This window comes from Microcoleus sp. MON1_C5, from assembly GCF_036701875.1.
Classification (GTDB): Bacteria; Cyanobacteriota; Cyanobacteriia; order Cyanobacteriales; family Microcoleaceae; genus Microcoleus.
This window is the reverse complement of the sequence record NZ_JAUBRN010000006.1, coordinates 25,513-49,182: the sequence shown is the minus strand read 5'-3', so window position 1 is coordinate 49,182 and position 23,670 is coordinate 25,513. Positions and strand designations below refer to the sequence as shown.

The following is a 23,670-nucleotide window of genomic DNA, read 5'->3' as shown; positions in this document are numbered from 1 at the left end:
GGAGGATTCAGAGAGTGCGTGAATTTTGAGTGCGTGAATTTTGATTTTGGGAGTTTTGAGTTTGCTTCACGAATCGCAACTGCGCCAAGAGAAGCAATCTCAACACTCAAAACTTACACTTTCCAATTTCTCACCCGATGCTTTTATACCGCACGATCGCGCTTTTCTCCATGCCCGATGTTGCAGTTAGTAGCGGTAGTGAGCAAAAGCCTTGTTAGCTTCGGCCATGCGGTGAGTTTCTTCGCGCTTGCGAATAGCACTGCCTGTTTCGTTAGCTGCATCCATCAGTTCGTTTGCTAGCTTGGCGGCCATCGAGCGGCCGGTGCGGGCGCGGGCAAATCTGATCAGCCAGCGGAGGGCGAGGGTGGTACCGCGATCGGAACGCACTTCCATCGGCACTTGGTAGGTGGCGCCACCTACCCGGCGGGCTTTGACTTCTACCAGGGGTGTCGCGTTTTTGACTGCTTTTTCAAACAAGTCTAACGGTTCAGCCCCTGTGCGTTCTTGGATGGTTTTGAGGGCGTCGTAGACGATGCTGGAGGCAACGGATTTTTTGCCGTGCTGCATGATCCGTCTCACCATCATGCTTACCAACCGGCTGTTGTAGGTTGGATCTGGTGGAACTGGACGTTTTTGAATAACTGTGCGGCGAGACATAGTTCTACTTGGGATTTTTGATTTTGAATGACTGAGTTTGGGGTTTTGGGCTCAGATCTCGATCTATGACGATCGAGCGTGCAATCGATCGGCGCGATCGGATTTATTTTTGCTTCCCAACCTCGACGATCGGGCGAGCTGCGTGTTATTTTTTCTCTTTAGGACGCTTGGCCCCGTACTTGGAACGACCCTGCTTGCGGTCTTTCACCCCGGCGGTGTCTAATGTACCGCGAATGATGTGGTATCTAACTCCGGGCAAATCTTTTACCCGACCGCCCCGGATCATTACTACAGAGTGTTCTTGCAAGTTGTGACCGATCCCTGGGATGTAGGCTGTCACTTCAAAACCAGAGGTCAGCCGTACCCGAGCCACCTTCCGCAGCGCCGAGTTGGGTTTTTTCGGGGTGGTCGTGTACACTCTGGTGCAAACTCCGCGGCGCTGGGGGCAACTCTTGAGAGCTGGCGATTTGGTTTTTTTCTGCGTTTGTTCCCGTGCTGAACGGATGAGTTGCTGAATAGTGGGCATGAGTTACGGCATTTCTAGCTTTTTGCTGAATATAGTGATTTGGCTGCATCCGCACTGAAAGTCCCTTCCCCTCTGGGGGGACGGGATGAATGAAAATCTATGGGTAAGTGAGGATACCAGACTCTATATTCTACACGACGCGAGTTTCTTTGGCAAGAAATTTGCACGGCGGACGATCGAACTTCTTTCGTTGCTGCAAGTTGGGAGCGGGCGAGCGCAACGGGAGAATGGTATGTGACATCCTATAATTTAGGCGCAACTATGATGATTGTCACAGGCGTCAGCAAAATTTATGAAGCTCGCCATATCGCTTTTTCGATCAAATTACCATTGTTAGGAGAGGCGCCTTAACTCCAGCCTGCGATCGCATCACAGTCTATAGCCGATCTACATCACATAAACTTATCTAAAATTGCCGGACAATAAGAAATATACATTGAGTTGACTGCAGATGACAACCAAAGCTTATATTCCTGAATATAAAATTTCCGAACTTTACTTGAACATTTGGAAATCCGGTAAGATCGATCGGACTGTGTTCCAACAAATTCAATACGCAATTAATTCTCACAGTTTAAAAAGTTCAGAGGAGCGAAAAATTGTCAGCAGGCTGCTCTATGCAGTACGGCGGGGATGGGTGTCAGTGATGGACTGAGTTGCTTGGGAGTTTTGACTCAGGGCGCGAGATTGCTTAGTGACTCCCCGGGCGTAGCTGCGTCAATGAGTTTTGAGATGGCCACCCACAGAGCACAACACACACGGGGTGCAGGAGTTGTGAGTTCAAATCTCATCCATAAAATTAGACTACTCCCCAATAGATGCACCGTTCTTGAAAGGCAATATTAAGGTAAAAGGATAGGATATGTTTAATTCTACAGAACTGCTGATCGAGGCTTTCATCGAACAACTTCAGAACGGGTACAGCCGCACTTACGGAGGCTACAAATCAGACTATGCTGACATTATTGCCTGGGTGGGGGCAATGGCCTTAGAAAACATCGCTAACAGCGACGCTCTTTATCACAATGTAGAACACGCCATTTGCATTAGCTTAGTCGGTCAAGAAATCTTGCGGGGAAAACACATTCGCAAGGGCGGAGTTTCCTGCGAAGATTGGCTGCACTTCATCATTTCTTTGCTGTGCCAAGACATCGGATATGTCAAAGGAGTTTGCCGGCAAGACCAAGAATCAGAAGGATTGTATGCTACTGGAAAAGATGGCATGAGAATTGCACTTGCTCCCGGTGCAACAGCGGCTAGCTTAGCTCCTTACCGAGTTGACAGAGCTAAATTGTTCATTGACGAGCGCTTCGGCAACCACAAGCTAATTAATGCTGAGATAATTAAGCAGAACATAGAACAGACTCGTTTCTCGGTGCTTGACGGCAACACTGACGAGGATGCACTTAATTACTCTAGTTTAGTGCGCGGTGCTGACTTGATAGGTCAGCTCAGCAACCCGCAATATTTGCAGAAAATTGGCGCGCTGTTTTACGAGTTGGAAGAAAGCGGTGCTACTAAAATTTTGGGCTATCGACATCCGGGCGACTTGCTGCAAAGCTACTCTAAGTTTTACTGGACCGGCATTTATCCTCACATCAGTGAATCTCTCGGTTACTTGCAGTTGACGCAGGAAGGTAAACAGATTGTTGCTAGTTTGTACGCTAACATATTTCGGATGGAACACCAACGTTGCGATTCTGAGGTTGCTTGACGGAAGGGGAAGGGAAAGGCGACCATTTTTAAATGCGTGACATTACTTTTCTAATAATTGCTTCGCTAACATTCCTTAACATTCCTTCCCATGCTACTAAGCAGAAGGGGTTTTGAATGTGTGAGATTGCTTTCCTAAGAATCACTTCGCTAGCATTCCTTGCAACGCTATTGCCGTACCTGAGTTCAAGAGTGAGCAATTACCAATTACCAATTCCCCATTACCTAAGTGTATTTCATCCAAATCAACTAATTTCCTCATCAATTTCTGAATGATATCTGGGACACAACCAATTGCTGGGTACCAAAGAAGGCCATCCCTCCCGCAGCGCTTCCAAACAAACAGCTCGCACAGTTAGTTGGCAGTCAAGCAGTTCGACCCCAGCTTTTTCAACTTGCTTTTTGCCAATTCTTAAAATGGATTCATCGCTAAATTCAAAGGTTTTGTGACACTGAATGCAAACCAGGTGGTGGTGGTGGTGCAATTCGGGAAAATTCAGTTCGTAATGTTTGTGCCCTTCTGCTAATTCTAGTTCACGCAAAATTCCAATTCTTGCTAATAAATGCAGGGTTCGGTAGACAGTAGACAAGCCTATTCGTTCTCCTTTATTCTGCAAAGTCCTGTATAACTCTTCCGCACTTAAATGATTGCCTTGTGGCAGATTTTGAAAGACACTCAAAATAGTTTCTCGCTGGGGAGTAAGGCGGCAGCCTCTCTGGTTTAGTTCGACTTTGAGTGAGTTAGCACTGTATAAATTCATGTCGCAAAAAATAAAAAACTTGAACGAGGCTTCTAGTGGATTATCTGTTATTTATTCGCGCTCTTTTTTAGATTCTCCTAAAGTGTATTTTCCGTGATAATCCATCTAATTCTAGACTTCCCCTTTAGTTAAGGGTAATCTGCTAGCCATCTATCCCCCTTGCTAAAAGTGGAACTAAAAAAGTAGTTTTCGGTATTTATGCGTAATTTTTGTGAAGTTTCTAGTAATGTTGCTGATAAGCATTGGTAAAACAATTCTTAGGGTCAAAGTCAGTGCAACCGATCGCATCTTCAGTACAAGCAACGCACGGACGCACTGTAAATGTGAGGCGGTAGTCGTTAGTAAAAAAATCCCAATAACAAGGAATTGGATACAAGCGCTTGATTTGATGCGCTCCTTCTGGCAAGGTTACGGACAGACTCCACAAAAATAATCAAAGTGGCGATACATAAATTTTAGAAAAAGACAGTCATACGGTTATTGTCTCAAGGTTGACCGAAATATGAACGGCGTTTGTAGGTAAAAAATAGGAATTGCACCATCGATTTTCTGTGTGTAACTGCGCTGTAACAGCGACAAAAGGTTTTCAGCAAGTCGGCGGATGAAAGTCTGTTTCGCAATTCCTAATTCTCCGGGCTTGCGCTCGACCGATGTCAACCGCCAGCAGAGTAGTTAATTGACAAAACCTCGAACAATGGCATCTATAGGAGAAATATTTTCTAGCAGCAAATAGCCGAGAAAAGCTGCAGAGGTGTCACCGATGACAAAACCACTCGGGAATAAACTCCCAGGTTCGGGAGTTTTATGCCAATAGAATGACTTGTCTTTTTCCAGATTTTGTCGATCGCCAACACAAAGGGCGATCGACAAAATCCAAATCAATGCCAGCGTCGTCAGCAAACCCGTCAGCCGTGTCAACTCTTTTTCCTGCAACCGAATCAACACAGCAACTGCTCCTACTAGGGAATATCCGTCAGCTAAACTCATAAACCACCGAAATACATAGCTTTGGGTACCAACAAGAAGGTAGCGACACCCAGCAAAACTAGGCTGATGCCCAAGAGGGTGGTCATTTTGTCTGCGTCTTCCCATGTGTAGCCAAAGAAAGAAGTTCTTGCTTCGAGGGTTGCTGGCCCTTTGAGGGAGTGAAAGATGTCGCCGAAGCCTAGAAAGGCTGAGCTGATTAGGTGAATCGCCCTAACGGCGAAGAAGGATTTTTTTGCCATGCTGGTCACGGCCATTTACCTCTTGAGAAAGATGTCAGGGGAGTTCTAAGCGATTGCAGGTTATTGATATAGATAATCAACAATTTTAGTAGTTTAGTCAAGGGGTATTTGAGAAAAATTTTCACTGATTTGAGTTTAGGTATGTAAATCAGTAGGAAAAAACATCGCTGTATCAGGATTATGACTGTTTTTGGCGCTTGAGCGGAGTTTGGTCTCTCGTTAGCAAAAATAGCAGCTAAAGGAATACTTCTAAATTTATTGATAAATAATATTATTAAAGAGTATTATGGGTAGAGTATTGTTTCAGTAGCTATCCAATCCTCTCGGAAAAGACAAGGTGGAAAAAGAAATCCGGTACTTTCCTATGGACAAGCTTCTCTAAAAATAGGCTTAGAGGGGGGCGCGCCATTGTTTTTTTCCGAATCAAGAGAGTTAATGCCTATTTGTTGACATATTCATCTCAAACTCCAAACAACCAAGCCTGAGAGCAAATGCTCTCAGGCTTTTCTAGCGGAATTTTTAACTGCTTGTTGCATCTGGCGCGCTAGCTCAAGCAGAGGATTTGGTTTCTTCAGCTACTTGCTCGTTGTTGGGCAACTCCAGGCAATAACCGGCCCCGTATACGGTTTTGATGTACCGAGGATGGCGGGGATCGGGTTCCATCTTGGTTCTCAGGTGTCTGATGTGTACACGAATAGTTTCGATGTCGTCGTCGGGGTCGTAACCCCACACTTCTTTGAGAATTTCGCTGGGAGAAACTGTCTGACCGTGGCGCTGAAGCAAGCAGTGCAGCAACTCAAACTCTAGGTGGGTCAGTTTGACTGTCTGAGCGTACCAAACAGCTTCAAACCTTTCGGGGACCAGGGTCAGCGGGCCGTAATTCAGAATTTCGGAGTGTTTGGCAGCTTGGGGGATGCGGTCTGTGCGCCTTAGTAGAGCTCGCACTCGGGCTAGCATCTCTTCTAGTTCAAAGGGTTTGGTCAGGTAGTCGTCGGCGCCGGAGTTGAAGCCTTCTACTTTGTCTTGAGTTTGACTTAAGGCTGTCAACATCAAGACGGGAATGTCTGAGGTGCGCTCGTCACGCCGCAAACGCTGACATACGGTGAATCCGTCTACTCTAGGCAGCATGAGGTCTAGCATGATCAGGTCGGGGAGCAGTTGTATGGCTAGTGCCTGACCTTTGATGCCGTCTTCTGCCTGGGTGACTTCATAGCCAGCCATTTCTAGGTTGACGGCTACGAGTTCGGCGATCGCCGCGTCATCATCAATAACAAGTATCCGGGGCATCATTATTTATCTCACCGCTAACCGAATGGCAGATCCTACAGCCTTCTGGGGGTTCCAGGTAACTTTAACGAACAATTTTTTAATTTTAAGCTTCATGTAAGGATTATAAGGTTGATTAAGAACTTTCGGGGCTCTGTAAATATTCTTGTACTAATTATAAGCCCTAGGAGCACATATCAGAAAACTGTTGACCAAAAATCTTGCTGGGGGCAGATTTTTGGTCGGCAAGAACAGCCTTAACTTTTGCACTGTGCGCCTGGGGCTTCACAGCATCGCCCTAACGGTAGTCCGCGTTTTGCATAACCCTGTCAACCGTTAACTGTAAATTTTTTAAGTTAGTTAATTTTGCTTATAAAATTTTTGTGTTTTTTGAGGGGGTAGGGTTTGCTTTGTTGGGGGATTGACGGTATTATTAAATAATATTAATATAAGTATTTATAAAGTAAATAAACAATAATGCAATCATTAAATGATATCATATAAAAGTGAAATAATCAATTCCGCAACCTGACAATTTTTGGTAAATTTTTTGCCTGTGGTACTAATTGTTGTCTCGCTCTGGAATCAGCAAAACAACCGATAACAACCGCTTGCATACCTACTGAGGGTGAGTTTGCGATCGAGCTGGCTGAGTATGTTTGTTGGGAAGAGTCGCCTTAGATCCTAATTTTTGGAAATAAAGACCGCCGATGGTGGCTAAGAATATTGTGTAAGCCGCTGCTTGCACGAGATAAAGTCGATCTCTGTATCCAAACAGTGCTTTGAGAAGCACTCCTGGAAATTGTCGATCGGGCAAAATTTCCGCTGCATTCCACACCATAGGCCCTAAAATACAAGAGTGGACTGGTGCGAGGCGATCGTAATAAAAACAAATCGCTGCATACTTGCTATTCATCTGCGACAAAATCCCAGCGGCTTGGTCAAAATGTTTGAGTGCAGATACTGCCAAACCTGCCACGATTAACAGCAACAAAATCCCCATAAACTTGAAAAACAGGCGGATATCAATTTTGACACCCCACTTGAACAGTAGCGCGCCAATGATTGCCGCCCCAGTCAAACCGCCCAAAGCTCCCAAAGCGGGACTCAAACCTTGTTGAAATTGAGCGCTGACAAATATAACTGTTTCAAAACCTTCGCGCAGTACCGCAATAAAAATTAAGCCAAATACGCCCCAGCCGGCCTTGGTATTTTCTGTCAAAGCTGCTGTAACGGCCCCTTCAACTTCTGCTTTGAGAAAGCGCGCTTGCTGAGTCATCCAAATTAGCATCCAGCTTAGCATTGCGATCGCCACAATGCCCAACACGCCCTCTAATAGCTGTTTAATTACTGGTGCGTAAGCCTGCTCTGATGTTGATAGTGCTGCCAGCAATCCATTGAATAGAACACCCACAAAACCGCTAGCAGCAATGCCGGCTGCGACACCTGCATAAACCCAAGAATTCAGGTGACTTTGCTCGGCTTTTTTGAGGCAAGCTAGTACAATTCCGACGACTAAGGCGGCTTCTACGCCTTCGCGCAGGGTAATTACAAAAGTCGGTACGGCTTCACTAAAATTCATTTTTTATAATCATGGGGCATGGGGGAGAGTGCATTGGTCACTGGTCATTGGAAATAACAACTAACTCATAAGCAATAACCAATAACCAATAACAACTAACTAATCATTAAATCAACTATAATCACGCAGCATTTTTTTCAGTTCTACTTGGTGCAATTCTTCTTGCCCAATTAGATTGCGGGCATATTCTTCCAAATAAACGCTGGAGCCGCCCACGACTTCAAGTAAAGATTTATACTTTTTCAGCGCTTTTTTCTCGTGATTTAAACTTTCTTCCAACAAGTCTTTCACCGAGTGTTTGTAGGTTTCTTCGATGGGAGCAATTTTCTGACTGGGATGCCCCTCTAAACCGGTGAGAATTTCTCCTGCTTGTTGGGCGTGGAGTAGGGATTCCGTTGCTTGTGCTTTAAAAAACTGCACGATGGGAATCCGGTTTGGCCCTGTCACCATTAGTGAATAGTGGGTGTAGCGCACGACACCTGCTAGTTCCCATTCCATGATGGTGCATAGCAGTTCCTGGGTTTTTTTGTCGTCAAGTTCTTTCATTTGTTGTTTTAGATGTAGAATGCCTTAGAGGGCGCTGTTTATAATATCACATTTAAGTTAAAAATGAAAGATAAGGTGCGGATGGCGCACCTTACCGGATATAGATGTTGTATGTGAGTTAGGGGTTAACTTCTAAGGTTCCAGTTGGAGCAAACACTACAGTAAACTTAGCGACTGGTGCTGCATTGTTGCTGCTAGTTTCGAGAGATTTGAGCAGATTTGGCAAAGGAGTTTCTTGGCTGTAATCCTTGGCTGGTTGATTGAGCGGCTCGAAAATGCCGATCGCCCCATCTTGACTTGTACTGACTCGATACACTAGATTTTGATTGAACGTAGGGCTAGTTTGCCAACTTCGATCGATGCGATCGTAGACTTTCAGAGCTAGCTCATCTAGTTTTGGCGATTTTTTTTCTCTAAAATTGCGTCGCCGTAGTTCCACAAAATCCACGCACAAGCTACTGTTAAAGGCAATGTAAACAGCACGCTAAATTCGTGATATTCCATCAAAACGTACTGCGCTAGAGGAGAGTTTTCTTTCAGCGCTGCTCTAGCTCAGGCGAAATCTATGCCTGCTCGATACCGCATATAAGCCCAATTGCCAGTAGCAATGGCCAAAAAACTCAAAAGAGTTGACCAAAAGGCTAATGTACGCATTTGCGGCAAGATTTTAGGGACACCCCGCAACAATGGAAATGCTAGATGTCCTGTATAAACCATTACCACTAATGCCAACATTGCAGCCATGCCGTGAATGGTTCCCATCTACCGCTGTCAAGGGCTCGGATGCAATAAGTTAACTAAAGGTAAAAACAGAAATAAACCAGCAGATAAAAAGCTCAGCCCGTAGATAGAAACTTGAGCGATATCTAACTGTTTGGGAAATTCAGATGGAACTAAATCGGTAGTTGAGTCTTGGGTTGAGCGCTGCACCACTGGCAAACCTCCTGTAGGTTGTCCGGAAAATTACTTGAGAATAAGCGCATTAGTATTTTGAGTTTCTGGATAATGCAGCTCGTGCGGGCAAAGCCGATCGCACATTTGCGCGATCGACAACCGCAAACATACTGCTAACTATATGAACTAGCAATAATTCGGACTTTTTAGTTTCTATAAACGCAATACTTTGGCTGTGACTAGCTATCTGCTAATTTCACTGTTGCGGTCGTCAAACACTTAATGCTATTTCTTCTCAAGAGGTGAAAATAAAACCAATGAGAGATTTTCAGTGTATTCTTTATATTTTTTTAATATTCTTGTTTGAGCTTGACGGTGAATACAATTTGGGAGTTGAATCTGTAAACAAATATTGATAATTTTTATCAAAAAGCTTCAATGTGAGGGTGGTGGGTAAAATATCCGAATAAATCTTCAGGATTATTTAATGTAAAATTTATCATCCTCAAAATTCTGCCCCTGAGGCGCTAATCTATATCAAATAAGCGATCGCCCGCCACTAATCCCCCGATCGCTCGATCGCATTAATGCCCCCAGAGGGGGTTTTAAATTTTTGTAAAAAATAGTTGACTAAAGAGTTGGAACTTCTCTCGTTTGGGATAGATCGATGCACATACCTGATGGTTTCCTTTCACCGCCAGTAGCCGTTGCCACCGGCATAGCAAGTGCAGCAGTAATTGCTGTTGCCCTGAATCGAACCCGCGCCAGTCTTGGACTCCGACAAGCCCCAATCATGGGCTTAACTACAGCTTTCGTGTTTGCAGCCCAGATGATCAACTTTCCCGTAGCCGGAGGCACCAGCGGCCACTTGTTAGGAGGGGCGCTAGCTTCCGTGGTTTTGGGGAACCCTTGGGCGGCAACTTTAGCGATGAGCACAGTTTTTATAATTCAGAGCGTCTTGTTTGCCGATGGGGGCATCACCGCCCTGGGAGCCAATATTTTTAATATGGGGCTAGTGGGCATTTGGGTGGGCTGGTGGCTGTTGCAGCCGTTGCAGCGACTGTTGGGAGGTTCCAGAAATCGTTTGCCGCTAGCAGCAGGGATTGCAGCCGCCCTTAGCGTTGTGGCTGCTTCGATTTGTGTGGCGATCCAATTGGCAATTTCTGGAACAGTAGGGCTCAATATCGCATTGCCAGCAATGGTAGGCGTACATATTTTAATTGGGATTGGCGAAGGGCTAATTACAGGTGGCGTTTTAACTTATCTCGTCAAAGTGCGGCCGGATTTACTGCCGGGACAACAGCCACAATTGCAGAAATGGGTAGTGCCAGTAATCGGGGTGTTATTAATTTCGGGGGTGCTTTCGCTGTTCGCTTCAAGTTGGCCTGACGGGTTAGAAGCGGTAGCCGAAAAATACGGCTTTAAAGATAAAGAAGCTGTGGCGATCGAAAATCCTACTCCTTTAGCCGATTACACAGTTAAAGGATTAGAAGAACAGCCTATTGGTACTAGCATTGCTGGACTTTTAGGGTCTGCCTTCAGCTTCGGCGCGGCCTTTGGTATTGCTCAGTTGGTGGTAAAACCTAAAGATGTCTAAACTCTCCATACCTTTTCGATTGCGGCTGTCTTTGACAATTGTCATCGGCATTGGTTTTATGAAGACAGGCGCTTGGCTGTGGCTGGGAATCTATGGGGCGATCGCACTTTTTTGGTCATTTTGGCTGAGGGCGCCGGTGCGAACCCTAGCGCAACTGTTGGGAGCAGAATTGCTTTTTCTCTCCTTATTAGTGCTGCCCCAAGGTTGGGAACGCGCCAGTTTTCTGTTGCTGCGTTCCCTAATTTGCCTGTTAATTATGAACAGTTTTCTGCTAACTTTGCCACCCCACAGTTTCGGAATCGCCCTCAAAGGATTACCCCTACCAGCAGGTTTGCAAGAGATTGTACTTTTAACGGGACAATACTTAGAAATCCTGCTGGCAGAAGTCAACCGCATGAAAATATCCGCCCAACTCCGAGGCTTGTCCGGCGCCGGAGGATGGCTGCGTTACGCCAGTGCTTCCATGATCGGAGCGCTTTATTTGCGAAGTCTCGATCGGGCAGAAAGAGTACACGCCGCCATGCTAATTCGCGGCTACCAAGGAAGTTTGCCCGCCGACTCAAAATCGACACCTAAAGAGCGACTCTGGCTGACAATAACAATTTTAATAGTAGCCGGATTAACAACAGCTTCTTACGGTAATTGGCAATGGGTAATGGGGAAGGGGTAATTAACTGGTTCCCAAGCTCTGCCTGGGAACCGATGTCCAGAGGCTCTGCCTTGCTTCTTGCGGAGGGAAATTGGAGGCAGAGCCTCCCGATCAGCTTTTCCAGGCAAAGCCTGGGAACGAGTAGAAATTATTCAATCTAAAATCTAAAATCTAAAATCTAAAATCGGATGACTAATCTCAAATCCGCGCCAACAATCGAAGTGCAAGACTTAGTATTTGGCTATCCCGAGCAAAAGCCAGTATTGCGGGGAATTTCTTTTACTTTGCACCCCGGAGAAAGAGTGGCTCTACTCGGCCTGACAGGTGCTGGTAAAAGCACTTTGCTCGAAAACTTGATCGGATTAAAAATGCCTCAATCCGGCGAGATTAGAGTGCAGGGAAAAAAGCTGGAAGAGGCGACTTTATCGCAGGCGCGCAGGCAGATTGGATTTTGCTTTCAAGACGCTAACGACCAGCTATTTATGCCGACAATTTTGGAGGATGTAACGTTCGGGCCGCGCAATTACGGAGTGCCGCCGGGAGTTGCGCGCGATCGAGCTTTAGCCCTATTAGACGAATTTGGTTTAGTAGAATTTGCCAACCGTTCGGCCCACGAACTTTCGGGAGGCCAAAGAAGGTTAGCAGCCTTGGCAGCAATTTTAGCATTAGAGCCGGCAATTTTAATCTTAGATGAGCCGACTAACGGACTCGATCCCTCGTGGCGGCGTCACTTGGCTAAGGTTTTGTCCCAATTGCCGATCGAGGTAATTTTGATCGCTTCTCACAATTTGAATTGGATCGGGAAAACGACTCAAAGGGCGTTAGTTTTGGCGGATGGTGAGATTAAAATTGACAGAAAAACTCAAGATTTGCTGGCAGATACATCAACTCTCGAATATTACAATTTGCCGCCAGATTGGTAATTATTTATTGGTTTGTATTGAGGATTTTTTTCCTCAATACAAACCTGATAAGGGTTATTTTACAGGACATGATATGAAAGGCAATAGACTTATTACATAAATCTTTGATTGCTCGGGAAAACGCAGAGCCAAGGCCGATGATTTCAAGATTGTTTGCGAGTTTTGCAAGAGGTATAATATCTAGCTGGAATTACAGATCAAATTTGCTAACAGCTTCCTTGTACAGATGAATAGCTAAATCACGAAGAATTTGTTCATTTTGAAAATCACTTCCTAACTTCTGTTTCGCCGTTTGAACACACATTTTCATCAAGTCGGATGAACTTTCGATGTGAAGTGCGATCGCCCTTTGCTTTTGTTCAAACCCGACCTCGATTTCCGCCAGCCTTTTGACCGATTGATAATTCGCAGATTGCTCTAAAGTTGCCGCCATTTTTTGCTGCTTTCTCCTTTGCACTTCCTCGGAAAAACCCGCAGCAATTATCCCTGCGGGTAACGCAAAAATTCCGATTCCCAAAAATGCTAATATTGCTCCTAAAAATCGACCTAAAGGAGTGATTGGATAAATATCGCCGTAACCAACAGTAGTTAATGTCACAACTCCCCACCACATTGCATCGGGGATACTCCCAAAAGCTTTGGGATGCGCCTCGTGTTCCACAAAATACATGATGCTAGAGGCAAATATTAACAGAATAAAAACTGCAAAGGCAGTGGCAATTAACTCCTCTTTTTTAGCGGACAATACTGCTCCCATAGTTCGGACTGACTCTGAATAACGGCTCATTTTTAGCAACCGCAACAAGCGCAGGACACGAATTAAATTAACAACGAAGTTTAAATTAGAAAATAACAGCAAAAAATAAAAAGGTAAGATGGAAATTAAATCTATCAAACTTAGCGGTGTAAGAGCATATCTCAATCTTCCCCAAAGCGGGTGGCTGTATCTGCAATCGACTGTACACACCCACAGCCTCAAAACATATTCTATTGTAAACACTAAGGAGGAAACAATTTCGATGTTTTCCAAAATAGATATGTGTTGTTGCGACAATGTGGGCGAAGTAGAAGCAATAAAAGCGGCGACGTTTATGACAATCAAACCAGTAATAATAGCGTCATCAGCTAAACTGTAGAAATTGCTTGAGTCTGAGGTTTCTAAAATTTCATAAATTATAGTTTTGAGTTGTTTACGCATCTGACTTTCTCCTAAAAAGTTAGCAATTAACGATCGCCCTTTACTACAGTCTAAGCAATTAGATTAAAAAAATTAAGCAGGACTTGCCCTAAAGCTAAAAATTTGGCGTCTTCAGAGATGCTATCGTTGCGAAACTCAATATTTCTCAGGCAAACTGGGTTGTTTGGGGCAAGGGCGTTCTAGTAAAATTTAGAGTTAATCTGGAAAGAATTCCCAACTATTACTGGATTTGCAGGCAAAAATCATGAAGGTAGCCGTATTTAATACCAAATCCTACGATCGCACTTTTCTGACAGCAGCCAATGTCGGCGGTAAACACGAGTTGGTTTTTTTTGAACCGCATCTGACCCTGGAAACCAGCGTTTTGGCTGCTGGATTTCCGGCCGTCTGCGCGTTCGTTAACGACTGCTTGGACGCGAAAACGCTCGGGGCGATCGCCGAAAAAGGCGTCCGCTTGCTCGCCCTGAGATCGGCCGGATTCAATCACGTCGATTTAGCAGCAGCGAAGGATTTAGATCTAACTCTCCTCCGAGTTCCGGCTTATTCTCCCTACTCCGTCGCCGAACACGCAGTCGCCATGATTTTGTCCCTCAACCGCAAAATCCACCGGGCTTACAACCGCGTCCGCGAAGGCAATTTCGCCTTAGACGGCTTGTTGGGTTTTGACCTCCACGGCAAAACGGTGGGAATCGTCGGGACTGGCAAGATTGGCGCAATTACTGCCCAAATTCTGCACGGATTCGGGTGTCGCCTGCTGGGATACGATGTTTCCCAAAACCCAGATTGCCTCGCCCTAGGCATGGAATACGTCGCACTCCCGGAACTGTTCGCCACCTCTGATATTGTCAGCCTCCACTGTCCGCTGATACCGGAAACTTACCATTTAATCGGTGCAGAGGCGATCGAGCAAATGAAACCGGGGATGATGCTGATCAATACCAGCCGCGGTCAGTTGATTGACACTAAAGCTGTTACCAAAGGACTGAAGTCGGGTATAATTGGCTACCTCGGCTTAGATGTGTACGAACAAGAGACGGATCTGTTTTTTGAGGATTTGTCCAATCAGGTCATTCAAGACGACGTATTTCAGCGCTTGCTGACTTTCCCCAACGTCCTGATTACCGGACACCAAGCTTTCTTCACCGAGGAAGCTTTGAAAAATATCGCCGAAACCACGATCGCCAATATCACCGACTTTGAACAAGGACGCCCTTGCCCGAATCAAATCGACCTCGCTCAAGTGAAAAAATGAGTCAAAAGACCGATTTGGCAACGGGGGAAATTGTTTACAATCAAGTCTTATCCTTATTTTTGCTTGCAATTTGTGAAGCTCTGCCTTAGTCTCATCAATTAGTCCCGGCAGCGCGAATGCTGTGCTAATTGCCGGAGAATTATACTGGCAGCCACTCAAAGCCTGCAATTGTACTTGACACCGGAGGAAGTATCAAATGACACAAGCTAACTTTTCTGACGACGCACAAACAGTCACTGAAGTCGTCACAGTAGACCTGGTGCCTGACCAACCGGGGGTCATGACTACAGTGACAACCGCAGAAACACCGACGAGCCAGTTCCAAGATATTAAAGACCAATTTCTGACAATTTTGTCGGAACTTCCAACCTATGTCTCCAATTTTTTTGCTGACTACCAAAAGCCCCTCATAACTGTTGGTTTAATTCTGGCAGGCGGTATTAGTATTAAGGTAATGCTGGGAGTTTTAGGTGCTCTTAATGATGTCCCTTTGGTTGCTCCCGTTTTTGAGTTGATTGGGATGGGATATACGGGTTGGTTTGTTTACCGCTATCTGCTCAAGGCTTCTAACCGCCAAGAGTTGTTAACGGAAATTGATTCTTTAAAAGAACAAGTTGTAGGTAAAGATTCTTAAACGAAGGAAGAAGGAAGAAGGAAGAGGGAAGAAGGAAGAATGAAGAAGAAAGAATGAATAAAGAAGATTTTTCCCACTCTCCCCTCTCCCGATCTCGCACTCCTGGCTCTCCCAATCTCCCGCTCTCCGGCTCTCCCCCTCTCAATTTGGATGGCAAACTTGTTGCAAAGTGGCGGTAAAGTCGGGATAGGAAATGGCAGCAGCTTCTGCCCGGTGAATGTTAGTAATACCTGTGGCGTTGAGGGCTGCGATCGCCAAACTCATCGCTATTCTATGGTCGGTGTAGCTGTCAACATCGGCGCCGCTCAAAGGAGTTCCCCCGGTAATTTCTAAACCGTCGGGCAACTCGGAAATTTGGGCCCCCATGCGGTTGAGTTCGGCAGCAGTCACGGCCAGCCGATCGCTCTCTTTGACTCGCAACTCGGCCGCATCTCGAATTATTGTAGTACCGGACGCAAAGATTGCCGCTACTGCCAAAATTGGGATTTCGTCAATCAGTCGGGGAATTAAGTCGCCAGCAATGGTGCATCCCCGCAATTGGCCGGAACTGCGAACCAAAATATCCGCTACCGGTTCCCCAGCCGCCTCTCGCTGATTTTGCAGTTCAATATCGGCGCCCATCATTTCCAAAGCTTCCAAAATGCCTGTACGGGTTGGGTTGACGCCGACATTTTCGACTACGAGTTCCGAACCCGGGACGATCGCCCCAGCAACTAGCCAAAAAGCCGCCGAACTAATATCCCCCGGTACAATCACATTCTGCCCTTGCAGTTGTGTCGGCCCAGTGACTGTCACGCTGCAAGTTTCTGGATCGACGCTCAATTGGGCTCCAAACGCTCGCAGCATCCGCTCGCTGTGATCCCGCGACAGAGCGGGTTCTGTGACTGTAGTGTCTCCCTCCGCCATCAAACCGGCGAGCAAAATGCAAGATTTAACTTGAGCCGAGGCGATCGGAGAATGGTAGTGAATTGGTTTTAGCTGCTGTCCGAGTATCGCTAAAGGAGCTAAAGAATTGCTTTTTCGGCCCCAAATTTGGGCTCCCATTTGTTGCAGCGGTTTAATGACGCGCGACATGGGGCGCGATCGCAGAGAACTGTCACCCGTTACTGCATAAAAACGCCCCGGATGAGAAGCTAAAATTCCCAACATCAGCCGCATCGTCGTGCCGGAATTACCCGCATCCAAGACTTCCACAGGCTCCTCTAACTCGCCAATTCCGACGCCCGTGACTGTCACCCGTTCCGCGTTGAGTTCAGAAACTTTGGCTCCCAGGAGCGAGAAACATTTAGCCGTGCTGCGGGGGTCTTCCCCTAGGAGTAGTCCTTCAATAGTAGTTTCGCCTTGGGCGAGCGCACCCAACATCAAAGCTCGGTGAGAAATCGACTTATCGCCCGGAACTCGAATCCTCCCCACCAGCGACAAGCCCGAGGCCGGTTTTTGAATGCTTAAAGTTTGGCTTTTGTCAAGAAGCGTAGTAGTTATAATGTCAGCTTGCATTGAGATAAACTAGGATTGGATGGCGTTAGCTATCCTACCTTTTTCCCAGTCCTAAGTTAGTCGTCTTTTGGATGCCTGCGGGTTTTTTCCCAATGTGTCCGGTTAACTTAAAGGCTGATTAAACTCGCCCGGAGACTCCGCTGTCAGTTATCGAGGACACAGGAGTGCGGACGCAACAGCACGGATTTCACTTTAATTTCACATTAATTTCACAACTATTATCCGTGTATCTGCCTAGGTTTCATTTCCTGCTATCAGTTATCCACCAGATGATTGAATTGTGACTGAACAATTTTAGATTTTCGATTGCGAGTTGTAGGTTTTTCATTTTTTTAAGCAAAAGCTCCGGAATTTGGAACCCAGCAAATCTAAAATCTAAAGTCTAAAATCTCAAATCTCAAACCGCCCGATCCACAACAACTCCTAAACTTTTATTTATGCTGACCCATCACCGCAAGCCTGTCAGTTTATCGCTGGTATCCACTGATTTACCTTTGTGGTCATTCGTGGAAACCGCTGCTACCCTTTATCAAAAAGACAGCGATCGCTTTCACTTGTTGTTACACGAACCAGCAATAATCGATCGCGAATTTTCCGACGACTCCGACAAATCGGCCGAGCAAGTTACAATTTTGCCCGCAACTACAAAACCCCGGTTGCTCTGGCTAGAAGTTTCGCCCTATCGAGTCATTATGACCATGCAAGGAAACGGCAAATACAGTTACCGCCACTGCTGGGAACGAGGAATGTACGGCCTGAGCCGTTATTGGCTTCAGGGCGAATCGCTGGCGACTCCCGAACAGTTGCGACTCCGGAACTTCACCCGCAACTTGACGCTGACAGGAAAGCCGGAACCCGGACACTTGCAGTTAGAATACGAGTTGTGGTCGGAGAAAGTACAACTCGGTCGCTATATTTTGAATCTAGAAATTCATCACTAAATTGGGTAATTGCAAAGGGGTAGATAGTAGGTGAAGGCGACGCATTCCTCAAATTCCTTCACCCCCCGTGGGCTGTTGGGGTTCGCGTGGCGATCTCCCAACTCAAAACTCTTAGCCTTTAGCGATCGCTCTTACAATAATTAATCAGTTTGCTAGTCAAAGCGTCTTGATTTGCGGCTGCTTGATTCGCCTGTTGGCCGGCTCTAATAATATCTGCTTGAGCGGTTTGGATTTGCTCGCGACCTTCTATACTTGTAGAAGCGAGATTTCCAGCCTGAAGGCTTTTGCTTATGTCGCCGAGTGCTTGACTAATTTCCTGGAAGGATTTAACCGATGGCTGCTGAATTTCTTTGAGGGTTGGATCTGTTATTCGCAGATCCTCAAGTTCATTCGCTATCAGGTTCAAATTTTTAGCTAAATTGTCGGTCGTTGCAGCATCGTTGCTGTCTTTATCAACATCAATGAGAGCGTTGCCTTTGTTGACAATTTCAGTAAATTTAGTACACTGGACAGCTCGGCTATCGCTGCAACTAATCGTCAGCGTACAGCAAGCAACAACTATCAGCAGGATGGCAATCTGTTTGCGAAAAAAGTACATGAACCCTCGGTTGCAAAAAAAAGTAGATTCTGGGATGGTGTAGTAGAGTGCGTCAGCGATCGGCCGATATATCGACGGTCGTAAAACTTTCGCGGCATTCAGACACGCTCTACTAAGCTAAACTACGTACCTGTTTAGGAACTATGGTCAAAAACAGCAATAACCTAAAGAAGGGAAGCATTTGGGGATATCTTACCCTGCTTTTGCCTATTTCCTTAACGGCGGTTGCCAGTTTCGAGTCGGGAACGATGTTTTGGGCGATCGCCACCACAGCGGGTATTGCTTGGGCTTGGAGGCTCTACCAGCAGCAACAAAAACACAAACTCGCTCATTTAGACTCGGTTTTCTACAAGTTAATCAAGGAAAATCAAGGGCGAGTTACGGCTTTGGATTTGGCGATGAATGCAAAACTCCCCGGAGAAAAGGTTCAAGAGTATCTCGACGAACGAGCCTCTGAGTTTGCAGCGGATTTTGAAGTGACAGAACAAGGCGGAATTTTGTATTATTTTCAAATAGCTCCACCTGTCAATCAAAGCGAAACAGCTAATGCGGGAATAGCTGTTCAAGAGCCTCCCACAAATCGGGAAAAAGCACAAGATAAAAAACCAAATTTATTCCCCATTGCTCAAACCAAGACTCCTGAAAAACCCAAAATCTCTTTTACCCAGACGGAACTCTCCCGCAGGTTCAAAGTTCACGCAACTACGATCGGCAAGTGGAAACTTAAGCCGGAGTTTGCTCAGTGGAGCCGCGAAAAAGACCCGGAGGATCTGGCCTGGGAATATTCTACAGAAAACAAGCGATTTTATCCCAAAGATTGAGATCCTCCGGTATTTGCCAAAATATCTCAAGAAACCCGGTTTCTAGGAGGTTCGGCGCTTATTAACGAAGAATTTGGGAAGAAACCGCGTTTCTGAGACTTAAGCGCACCCAGCATTGATTTTACTGCCGTTGACCGATCGACCTCTTTAGGTTATTTTAAGTAAAATCCTCTATTGTTGAGTTTGCCAAATAAAAATCGGTAAATTCGATCGTCCTATCTGTGACTTTTTCTCCTATGTCCAAAACAACCTTGCGAGTAGTCGCCCGCCTCGCTGCCTTTCCCGACAAAGTAGCAGAACTTAAATCTCTGCTGCTGAGCATTATGGAGCCCACTCGCAAAGAAAAAGGCTGCATCAAATACGAACTCCTGCAAAATCAAGCCGATCCCACAGATTTTACCTTCGTTGAAGAGTGGGAAAGTGCAGATTTGCTGGAACTACATCTCGGTTCAACTCACATTCAAGACGCTGTGCAAAAATTAGACGGTTTGGCCGTTGGGCCTCCAGATATCCGCCGCTATGAATTGCTAGCTTAATCCGGTTTTTAGAGCAATTTTATTAAGGGTTGGTGAAATAGCTTCTACCCCGCTATCCCCCCTTAGTAAAGGGGGGGATAAGATTGAGATTTAAAATTGTAGTAACTTCCTAAAATTTATGATGTCTGCAACAATAAAACAGTTATTTATTTATCCAATTAAAGGGCTGACACCGCAAGAAATGTCGGAGTTTGCTTTAACAGCAGGACACGGAATTAAGGGCGATCGAGCTTTTGCCTTAATGTTTGCAGATAATCTTGAAGCTGCAAAAAGGCCGGCAGACAATGTGCCTTGGATGAGCAAAAAAAATTTTGCTGTCCAAAACGATTGGCCTCTGTTAGCAGCTTTAGAATGTCATTATCAACCGGAAACGGCCGTTTTAACAGTCAAGCGTGAAGGAGTTGTAGTGTTATCGGCAGAAACGAACACAGCAGCGGGGCGCGATCGCATCGGCGCTTTTTTCACAGAATATCTGGCGGCAATTGAACCCACAAAAGAAGCGAGACACCCGCAGTTTGCACCTTTGCACTTAGTCGGCGACACCAGCGGCGAAACTCGTTATCCCGATCGAGAACCCGTACACATCTCTTTACTCAGTCAAGCCACATTAGACCAATTAACAGAAATCGCTCTTCAAAACATTGACGTGGGCCGATTTCGCCCGAACATTGTGCTAGAAGGTATGGCAGCTTGGTCAGAATTTGAGTTGATCGGAAAACAGTTTCAATTAGGCACGGCGCGCATAGAAGTTACAGCACGAATCAATCGCTGTGTCAATATAGAAGTTAATCCCGAAACAGGCGATCGGGATATTTCCCTACTCAGTTTACTGCAACAGGAATTCGGTCACGCGCAAACCGGAGTTTTAGCCAAAATTATCAACAGTGGCACAGTTAAAATCGGCGATGTTTTGCATCCCTAGAATAATCAGTTGATGCGTTGTTATATTATCCGAAGCCTTTAGAGGCGTACCCGAGTTTACAATCCGAACCGACAGCAGACAATATTAACACAAAACCCGCCCCAACCCAGCGACTCATTATGCTTCCGGCACCCTCACCTTATTACCAATCAAATTCAGAAAACTCGTTCCAAAATGTTGAATCTCCAAAAAGTTAGCATAGGAAGGAGTTGACTTGTAAACTCTAAAAGTCCGCATAATTCCTAAAGTCGCCGCACTTTCCAGCGGGCCGATAAAGCTAGTATCTCTGTCCAAAAAATGAGACTGCTTAGCCCAGTGTGCCATCTGTTCCGCATTCAAAAAATAGCAGCCGGAATGAGGATTCAACGCCCGCTCAAAAGCGACTGTTTGTTCCATGATTTTTCCCATTAACTGCCGCTGCTCCTCTACATTTTGAAACGGAGAAGTAGCTGATTCTGCTAAATCACCATCAACATATGCTTTAAAAACCGCGCCTTTAGGCGCTATTTCATAGCGATTAGGTTGCAGCAAATTCCCATTTCCCCCGTGATGCGTAAACCACTTTAATTTACTAAAAAACCACGGATCGTGCAGAACTAAATCATCTTCCAAATAACAAAAATAATCGTATTTGTTAAGACACGCTCGCAAAACAGCTTGACACTCAAACCCCAAAAGCAGCGGTTCGCATTTGGTAGCGTGGTGCATAAAACATCTGGGCTGCACAGGCAGTTGAGGCAACAGATGATAACCTTGAGTAGTGCAAATAACAATGTCTATTTCGTGCTGTTGAGATTGATTTGCTGGGATAGTTGCACATTCGCTAATGTCAATCATGGACTGAGATTTGCCGTACAAAGCTTGCAGCGCTGTCACGCAAGCGGTTAAAGCATTCAGTCGCGGTTGCGGATCATTTCGCTGGGAAGCGTGTTTCCCCTCGCCGCTGGGATTGTAAAAGTGAGCAATAGTGAATAGAATTCGCATTGGTGTGGAGTAACAATTAGAAATTAAACAATACAACAGTAAGATCGCACAATAACCCTATAAATCTTACCGCATTTAGTCACCAAATAACTCCGGCAGGCGATCGCGCAACTCAGCATTTAAACGTGGCAACTCGTCCCGCATCTGTAAGTACCAATCTCGCCGCTGTCGGTAGTGCCCGCACAGCAAGCGGTTGTCGCGCACCCATTCGTAAGCATTCGCAGCTATTTCCCGGCGCATAGAAGTGTCTGAAATCAGCGAATTTAGTTTGGTTTCAAACTCTTTTTCATATCTATAAATCAATCCTGTTTCACCTTCGACTATCGAATGTTCGTACACAGTGGGACTTGCCAGTACCGCTACTCCCCGCGCTGCACATTCAATAAATTTTAAGTCGGATTTTGTTTCGTTAACCGCGTTGGAAACAAGCGGTAGCAAAGCTATATCGCAACTGTACATGATTTCTTGGTACCGTTCGTAACTGCAAAATGGTTCAAATTCTTTTTGCTGTATTTTCAAGGAGTCAAAAAATTTTCTATCGTGGATTACTTTAACTCGAATCCGGTGCTTGTGGGCGACTAAAACTCGATTGAGTGCTCCCATAATAGGCTGCCAATCTTTTTCGCGGTTGAGTGCACCAAAAAAAATTGTGACTGTATCTTCTGCCGGATAAATTCGCGGCGGAGGTAGATAAGCTAAGTGATTGGGAAATACAGCCACATTTGGATTGTAAGACCGCAAAATTTTTGCGAGGGGTTCTGTAGAAGTTTGCACGCAGTGACAGCCGCGATAGCTGAGGTAATTATTATCTGCATATTCGCGGCGGCGGATGGGATTGTCGTCAATTTCAGCTACTATTAAATAGCCTTGTTGCAGGAGTTCTTTGAGTTGGGGAATGTAGGCAGGATATTGCATGATTGTCCGCTGCCAGATGAAAACTTTTTCTTCTTCCGGCAGAGGGGGAATTAATCCTGCTGTTTTCACGCCGGATACGGTGCGGACACCGGGAATTGTGGCGCTAAATTTGTCCGGTTCCAAAACTCGCACGCGATCGCACCCTGTAGGAGCCATAATGATAGTCTGAATCAGCAGTCGGCGCGCAGGTACGGTCGATTTGGTCGATCGCACGATATAATGTTCAGCACCAGTTTCCGTAGCAAAACTGCTCGATGTGAGCTCTAAAGCCTTTACCATTGGATGCAGTAATTCCTGAAAGTGGACAAAATTTTCGGTTTTGTGTCCCTTCCCTTGAAATTCATAAACCTGCAATCCGGCTTGAGCAAATAGTGATTTAATACTTTCTAGGGTAAACCAGTGCTGCATCTTGCTGTCGGGATTCTCCCACTGTCCCCGCAGCAGATTGACAATTCGCCGCCAGTATTGAACATTAGGGATTCTGGCGAGAATTTGCCCCTCTGGATTCAGCAAACCACTGTACTGCTTGAGGACTTCCCAGGGATTTTTCAGATAGGGTAGCAAGTCGCCGAAAATTAAGCAATCGACGGTTCCTGGAGCGATGTCGAGACTTTCGAGGGCAATTTCTTCAATATCGGCTACAGTCACCCAGTTTAGCCGATCGACTGCAATTTGAGCTTTTTCTCGATCGCATTCAATGCCCATATACTGACAATGGGGATTGATCAGCTTGTACTGTTCGCCCGTCGAACCCGTACCGCAGCCAATTTCGACAATGACTTTAGCATCCGGCGGTAGCAGCTTCAAGAAGTCGTGGTTGGCGCGATCGATCACTTTGTCTAAAATTCCTGATTAGTTTATCGTAAAATAAAACAGAGCAACCCATGCCGACAGACAACCAGCCGAAGGTTAGCATTGCGATGCCAGTATACAATGGCGATCGCTATCTTTGTCAAGCACTAGATTCTCAGTTGCGAACTTTTTTTCTTTTCTATTCTCTTGGTGTGCGTTAAGAGCGTTTCCTTTAAATCT

29 protein-coding genes are annotated in these 23,670 nt (G+C 45.7%); 12 read left to right on the top strand and 17 right to left on the bottom strand.

All coding sequences use genetic code 11. The annotated features are described in order from the left end of the window. Positions 1 to 186 precede the first annotated feature (186 nt). Positions 187 to 657 carry a 30S ribosomal protein S7 gene (gene rpsG / locus QUA71_RS04545; protein ID WP_006632196.1) on the bottom strand — a complete coding sequence of 157 codons (471 nt, stop codon included), beginning with the start codon at positions 655 to 657 and terminating at the stop codon, positions 187 to 189. A gap of 145 nt (positions 658 to 802) precedes the next feature. Further along, the gene (rpsL, locus tag QUA71_RS04540; protein ID WP_006632197.1) at positions 803 to 1,183 is read right to left on the bottom strand and encodes a 30S ribosomal protein S12; all 381 of its coding nucleotides are present in this window, start codon (positions 1,181 to 1,183) and stop codon (positions 803 to 805) included. Positions 1,184 to 1,268: 85 nt separating this feature from the next. Here rpsL and QUA71_RS04535 point away from each other — a divergent pair, with 85 nt between their 5' ends. The 3 genes from QUA71_RS04535 to QUA71_RS04525 all read left to right on the top strand — a co-directional run bounded on the left by QUA71_RS04535 (position 1,269) and on the right by QUA71_RS04525 (position 2,897). After that, on the top strand, positions 1,269 to 1,421 hold the full coding sequence (locus QUA71_RS04535) for a hypothetical protein (protein WP_190660862.1): 153 nt from the start codon (positions 1,269 to 1,271) through the stop codon (positions 1,419 to 1,421). A 213-nt stretch (positions 1,422 to 1,634) separates the two neighbouring features. After that, complete coding sequence (locus QUA71_RS04530) at positions 1,635 to 1,838, top strand: hypothetical protein (protein WP_015174049.1); 204 nt, start codon at positions 1,635 to 1,637, stop codon at positions 1,836 to 1,838. A gap of 207 nt (positions 1,839 to 2,045) precedes the next feature. Next, entirely contained in the window at positions 2,046 to 2,897 is an 852-nt protein-coding gene (locus QUA71_RS04525; RefSeq protein WP_333218050.1) for an Npun_R2479 family HD domain-containing metalloprotein, read from the top strand. Between the two features lie 244 nt (positions 2,898 to 3,141). Here QUA71_RS04525 and QUA71_RS04520 read toward each other — a convergent pair whose 3' ends face one another. From QUA71_RS04520 to QUA71_RS04475, 10 genes are all read right to left on the bottom strand, one after another. Next, positions 3,142 to 3,657 carry a transcriptional repressor gene (locus QUA71_RS04520; protein ID WP_190660858.1) on the bottom strand — a complete coding sequence of 172 codons (516 nt, stop codon included), beginning with the start codon at positions 3,655 to 3,657 and terminating at the stop codon, positions 3,142 to 3,144. Positions 3,658 to 3,877: 220 nt separating this feature from the next. Then, positions 3,878 to 4,063: a hypothetical protein gene (locus QUA71_RS04515; RefSeq protein WP_333282686.1), complete on the bottom strand. Its 186-nt coding sequence runs from the start codon at positions 4,061 to 4,063 to the stop codon at positions 3,878 to 3,880. Between the two features lie 266 nt (positions 4,064 to 4,329). After that, entirely contained in the window at positions 4,330 to 4,644 is a 315-nt protein-coding gene (locus QUA71_RS04510; RefSeq protein ID WP_333282683.1) for a photosystem I reaction center subunit XI, read from the bottom strand. Then, positions 4,641 to 4,898 (bottom strand): hypothetical protein, encoded by a 258-nt coding sequence (locus QUA71_RS04505; RefSeq protein WP_333218044.1) that lies wholly within the window; start codon positions 4,896 to 4,898, stop codon positions 4,641 to 4,643. Before QUA71_RS04505 ends, QUA71_RS04510 begins: the two co-directional genes overlap by 4 nt. A 534-nt stretch (positions 4,899 to 5,432) precedes the next feature. Then, entirely contained in the window at positions 5,433 to 6,170 is a 738-nt protein-coding gene (locus QUA71_RS04500; protein ID WP_039886887.1) for a response regulator transcription factor, read from the bottom strand. A gap of 598 nt (positions 6,171 to 6,768) precedes the next feature. Then, positions 6,769 to 7,731: an FTR1 family protein gene (locus QUA71_RS04495; protein ID WP_333282680.1), complete on the bottom strand. Its 963-nt coding sequence runs from the start codon at positions 7,729 to 7,731 to the stop codon at positions 6,769 to 6,771. 111 nt (positions 7,732 to 7,842) lie between these two features. Further along, positions 7,843 to 8,277 carry a ferritin-like domain-containing protein gene (locus QUA71_RS04490; protein ID WP_006632205.1) on the bottom strand — a complete coding sequence of 145 codons (435 nt, stop codon included), beginning with the start codon at positions 8,275 to 8,277 and terminating at the stop codon, positions 7,843 to 7,845. A 118-nt stretch (positions 8,278 to 8,395) separates the two neighbouring features. Then, positions 8,396 to 8,716, bottom strand: coding sequence for a hypothetical protein (locus tag QUA71_RS04485; protein ID WP_333282677.1), 321 nt, complete (start codon positions 8,714 to 8,716; stop codon positions 8,396 to 8,398). A gap of 113 nt (positions 8,717 to 8,829) precedes the next feature. Next, positions 8,830 to 9,039: a hypothetical protein gene (locus QUA71_RS04480; protein ID WP_333282674.1), complete on the bottom strand. Its 210-nt coding sequence runs from the start codon at positions 9,037 to 9,039 to the stop codon at positions 8,830 to 8,832. Positions 9,040 to 9,048: 9 nt separating this feature from the next. Next, entirely contained in the window at positions 9,049 to 9,210 is a 162-nt protein-coding gene (locus tag QUA71_RS04475) for a hypothetical protein (RefSeq protein ID WP_333282671.1), read from the bottom strand. A 628-nt stretch (positions 9,211 to 9,838) separates the two neighbouring features. On the opposite strand from QUA71_RS04475, the gene QUA71_RS04470 reads away from it, so the two are divergent. The 3 genes from QUA71_RS04470 (at position 9,839) to QUA71_RS04460 (ending at position 12,340) form a co-directional block, all read left to right on the top strand. Next, a complete protein-coding gene (locus QUA71_RS04470; RefSeq protein WP_333282668.1) occupies positions 9,839 to 10,768 on the top strand; it encodes an energy-coupling factor ABC transporter permease in 930 nt (309 codons plus the stop codon). Next, the gene (locus QUA71_RS04465; protein WP_333282665.1) at positions 10,761 to 11,438 is read left to right on the top strand and encodes an energy-coupling factor transporter transmembrane protein EcfT; all 678 of its coding nucleotides are present in this window, start codon (positions 10,761 to 10,763) and stop codon (positions 11,436 to 11,438) included. The genes QUA71_RS04470 and QUA71_RS04465 overlap by 8 nt, the downstream gene beginning before the upstream one ends. Positions 11,439 to 11,605: 167 nt before the next feature. After that, positions 11,606 to 12,340, top strand: coding sequence for an ABC transporter ATP-binding protein (locus QUA71_RS04460; RefSeq protein WP_333282662.1), 735 nt, complete (start codon positions 11,606 to 11,608; stop codon positions 12,338 to 12,340). A gap of 190 nt (positions 12,341 to 12,530) precedes the next feature. On the opposite strand, the gene QUA71_RS04455 is transcribed toward QUA71_RS04460, so the two are convergent. Continuing rightward, positions 12,531 to 13,538, bottom strand: a complete 1,008-nt coding sequence (locus tag QUA71_RS04455) for an ion transporter (RefSeq protein WP_333282659.1) — start codon at positions 13,536 to 13,538, stop codon at positions 12,531 to 12,533. Positions 13,539 to 13,782: 244 nt separating this feature from the next. Between QUA71_RS04455 and QUA71_RS04450 the strand changes: the two genes are divergently transcribed. Next, complete coding sequence (locus QUA71_RS04450) at positions 13,783 to 14,790, top strand: 2-hydroxyacid dehydrogenase (RefSeq protein WP_333282656.1); 1,008 nt, start codon at positions 13,783 to 13,785, stop codon at positions 14,788 to 14,790. Between the two features lie 196 nt (positions 14,791 to 14,986). Continuing rightward, positions 14,987 to 15,424 (top strand): CAAD domain-containing protein, encoded by a 438-nt coding sequence (locus QUA71_RS04445; RefSeq protein WP_333282653.1) that lies wholly within the window; start codon positions 14,987 to 14,989, stop codon positions 15,422 to 15,424. 141 nt (positions 15,425 to 15,565) lie between these two features. Here QUA71_RS04445 and aroA read toward each other — a convergent pair whose 3' ends face one another. Next, a complete protein-coding gene (gene aroA / locus QUA71_RS04440) occupies positions 15,566 to 16,921 on the bottom strand; it encodes a 3-phosphoshikimate 1-carboxyvinyltransferase (protein WP_333282650.1) in 1,356 nt (451 codons plus the stop codon). A gap of 437 nt (positions 16,922 to 17,358) precedes the next feature. Between aroA and QUA71_RS04435 the strand changes: the two genes are divergently transcribed. Next, positions 17,359 to 17,862, top strand: a complete 504-nt coding sequence (locus QUA71_RS04435; RefSeq protein WP_333282647.1) for a hypothetical protein — start codon at positions 17,359 to 17,361, stop codon at positions 17,860 to 17,862. Positions 17,863 to 17,980: 118 nt separating this feature from the next. Here QUA71_RS04435 and QUA71_RS04430 read toward each other — a convergent pair whose 3' ends face one another. After that, positions 17,981 to 18,460, bottom strand: coding sequence for a hypothetical protein (locus QUA71_RS04430; RefSeq protein WP_190656695.1), 480 nt, complete (start codon positions 18,458 to 18,460; stop codon positions 17,981 to 17,983). 143 nt (positions 18,461 to 18,603) lie between these two features. Here QUA71_RS04430 and QUA71_RS04425 point away from each other — a divergent pair, with 143 nt between their 5' ends. From QUA71_RS04425 to QUA71_RS04415, 3 genes are all read left to right on the top strand, one after another. Further along, positions 18,604 to 19,281: a hypothetical protein gene (locus tag QUA71_RS04425; protein WP_190656697.1), complete on the top strand. Its 678-nt coding sequence runs from the start codon at positions 18,604 to 18,606 to the stop codon at positions 19,279 to 19,281. Between the two features lie 236 nt (positions 19,282 to 19,517). Continuing rightward, on the top strand, positions 19,518 to 19,817 hold the full coding sequence (locus QUA71_RS04420) for a putative quinol monooxygenase (protein WP_190656699.1): 300 nt from the start codon (positions 19,518 to 19,520) through the stop codon (positions 19,815 to 19,817). A gap of 118 nt (positions 19,818 to 19,935) precedes the next feature. Beyond that, entirely contained in the window at positions 19,936 to 20,739 is an 804-nt protein-coding gene (locus tag QUA71_RS04415) for an MOSC domain-containing protein (protein ID WP_333282642.1), read from the top strand. 117 nt (positions 20,740 to 20,856) lie between these two features. Here the strand turns inward: QUA71_RS04415 and QUA71_RS04410 are convergent, their stop codons facing one another. Continuing rightward, positions 20,857 to 21,723 carry a calcium-binding protein gene (locus tag QUA71_RS04410; RefSeq protein ID WP_333282639.1) on the bottom strand — a complete coding sequence of 289 codons (867 nt, stop codon included), beginning with the start codon at positions 21,721 to 21,723 and terminating at the stop codon, positions 20,857 to 20,859. Positions 21,724 to 21,798: 75 nt separating this feature from the next. After that, complete coding sequence (locus tag QUA71_RS04405) at positions 21,799 to 23,472, bottom strand: methyltransferase domain-containing protein (protein ID WP_333282636.1); 1,674 nt, start codon at positions 23,470 to 23,472, stop codon at positions 21,799 to 21,801. Positions 23,473 to 23,670: the final 198 nt, after the last annotated feature.

Excerpts from the sequence above, each read along its gene's own strand:
- QUA71_RS04500 (WP_039886887.1), bottom strand. The coding sequence starts at position 6,170 with ATGCCCCGGATACTTGTTATTGATGATGACGCGGCGATCGCCGAACTC.
- QUA71_RS04445 (WP_333282653.1), top strand. The coding sequence starts at position 14,987 with ATGACACAAGCTAACTTTTCTGACGACGCACAAACAGTCACTGAAGTC.
- QUA71_RS04530 (WP_015174049.1), top strand. The coding sequence starts at position 1,635 with ATGACAACCAAAGCTTATATTCCTGAATATAAAATTTCCGAACTTTAC.
- QUA71_RS04520 (WP_190660858.1), bottom strand. The coding sequence starts at position 3,657 with ATGAATTTATACAGTGCTAACTCACTCAAAGTCGAACTAAACCAGAGA.
- QUA71_RS04415 (WP_333282642.1), top strand. The coding sequence starts at position 19,936 with ATGATGTCTGCAACAATAAAACAGTTATTTATTTATCCAATTAAAGGG.
- QUA71_RS04420 (WP_190656699.1), top strand. The coding sequence starts at position 19,518 with ATGTCCAAAACAACCTTGCGAGTAGTCGCCCGCCTCGCTGCCTTTCCC.
- QUA71_RS04505 (WP_333218044.1), bottom strand. The coding sequence starts at position 4,898 with ATGGCCGTGACCAGCATGGCAAAAAAATCCTTCTTCGCCGTTAGGGCG.
- rpsG (WP_006632196.1), bottom strand. The coding sequence starts at position 657 with ATGTCTCGCCGCACAGTTATTCAAAAACGTCCAGTTCCACCAGATCCA.
- QUA71_RS04480 (WP_333282674.1), bottom strand. The coding sequence starts at position 9,039 with ATGGGAACCATTCACGGCATGGCTGCAATGTTGGCATTAGTGGTAATG.
- rpsL (WP_006632197.1), bottom strand. The coding sequence starts at position 1,183 with ATGCCCACTATTCAGCAACTCATCCGTTCAGCACGGGAACAAACGCAG.
- QUA71_RS04510 (WP_333282683.1), bottom strand. The coding sequence starts at position 4,644 with ATGAGTTTAGCTGACGGATATTCCCTAGTAGGAGCAGTTGCTGTGTTG.
- QUA71_RS04435 (WP_333282647.1), top strand. The coding sequence starts at position 17,359 with ATGCTGACCCATCACCGCAAGCCTGTCAGTTTATCGCTGGTATCCACT.
- QUA71_RS04460 (WP_333282662.1), top strand. The coding sequence starts at position 11,606 with ATGACTAATCTCAAATCCGCGCCAACAATCGAAGTGCAAGACTTAGTA.
- QUA71_RS04450 (WP_333282656.1), top strand. The coding sequence starts at position 13,783 with ATGAAGGTAGCCGTATTTAATACCAAATCCTACGATCGCACTTTTCTG.
- QUA71_RS04430 (WP_190656695.1), bottom strand. The coding sequence starts at position 18,460 with ATGTACTTTTTTCGCAAACAGATTGCCATCCTGCTGATAGTTGTTGCT.
- QUA71_RS04465 (WP_333282665.1), top strand. The coding sequence starts at position 10,761 with ATGTCTAAACTCTCCATACCTTTTCGATTGCGGCTGTCTTTGACAATT.
- QUA71_RS04525 (WP_333218050.1), top strand. The coding sequence starts at position 2,046 with ATGTTTAATTCTACAGAACTGCTGATCGAGGCTTTCATCGAACAACTT.
- QUA71_RS04490 (WP_006632205.1), bottom strand. The coding sequence starts at position 8,277 with ATGAAAGAACTTGACGACAAAAAAACCCAGGAACTGCTATGCACCATC.
- QUA71_RS04455 (WP_333282659.1), bottom strand. The coding sequence starts at position 13,538 with ATGCGTAAACAACTCAAAACTATAATTTATGAAATTTTAGAAACCTCA.
- QUA71_RS04425 (WP_190656697.1), top strand. The coding sequence starts at position 18,604 with ATGGTCAAAAACAGCAATAACCTAAAGAAGGGAAGCATTTGGGGATAT.
- QUA71_RS04495 (WP_333282680.1), bottom strand. The coding sequence starts at position 7,731 with ATGAATTTTAGTGAAGCCGTACCGACTTTTGTAATTACCCTGCGCGAA.
- QUA71_RS04470 (WP_333282668.1), top strand. The coding sequence starts at position 9,839 with ATGCACATACCTGATGGTTTCCTTTCACCGCCAGTAGCCGTTGCCACC.
- aroA (WP_333282650.1), bottom strand. The coding sequence starts at position 16,921 with ATGCAAGCTGACATTATAACTACTACGCTTCTTGACAAAAGCCAAACT.
- QUA71_RS04410 (WP_333282639.1), bottom strand. The coding sequence starts at position 21,723 with ATGCGAATTCTATTCACTATTGCTCACTTTTACAATCCCAGCGGCGAG.
- QUA71_RS04535 (WP_190660862.1), top strand. The coding sequence starts at position 1,269 with ATGAATGAAAATCTATGGGTAAGTGAGGATACCAGACTCTATATTCTA.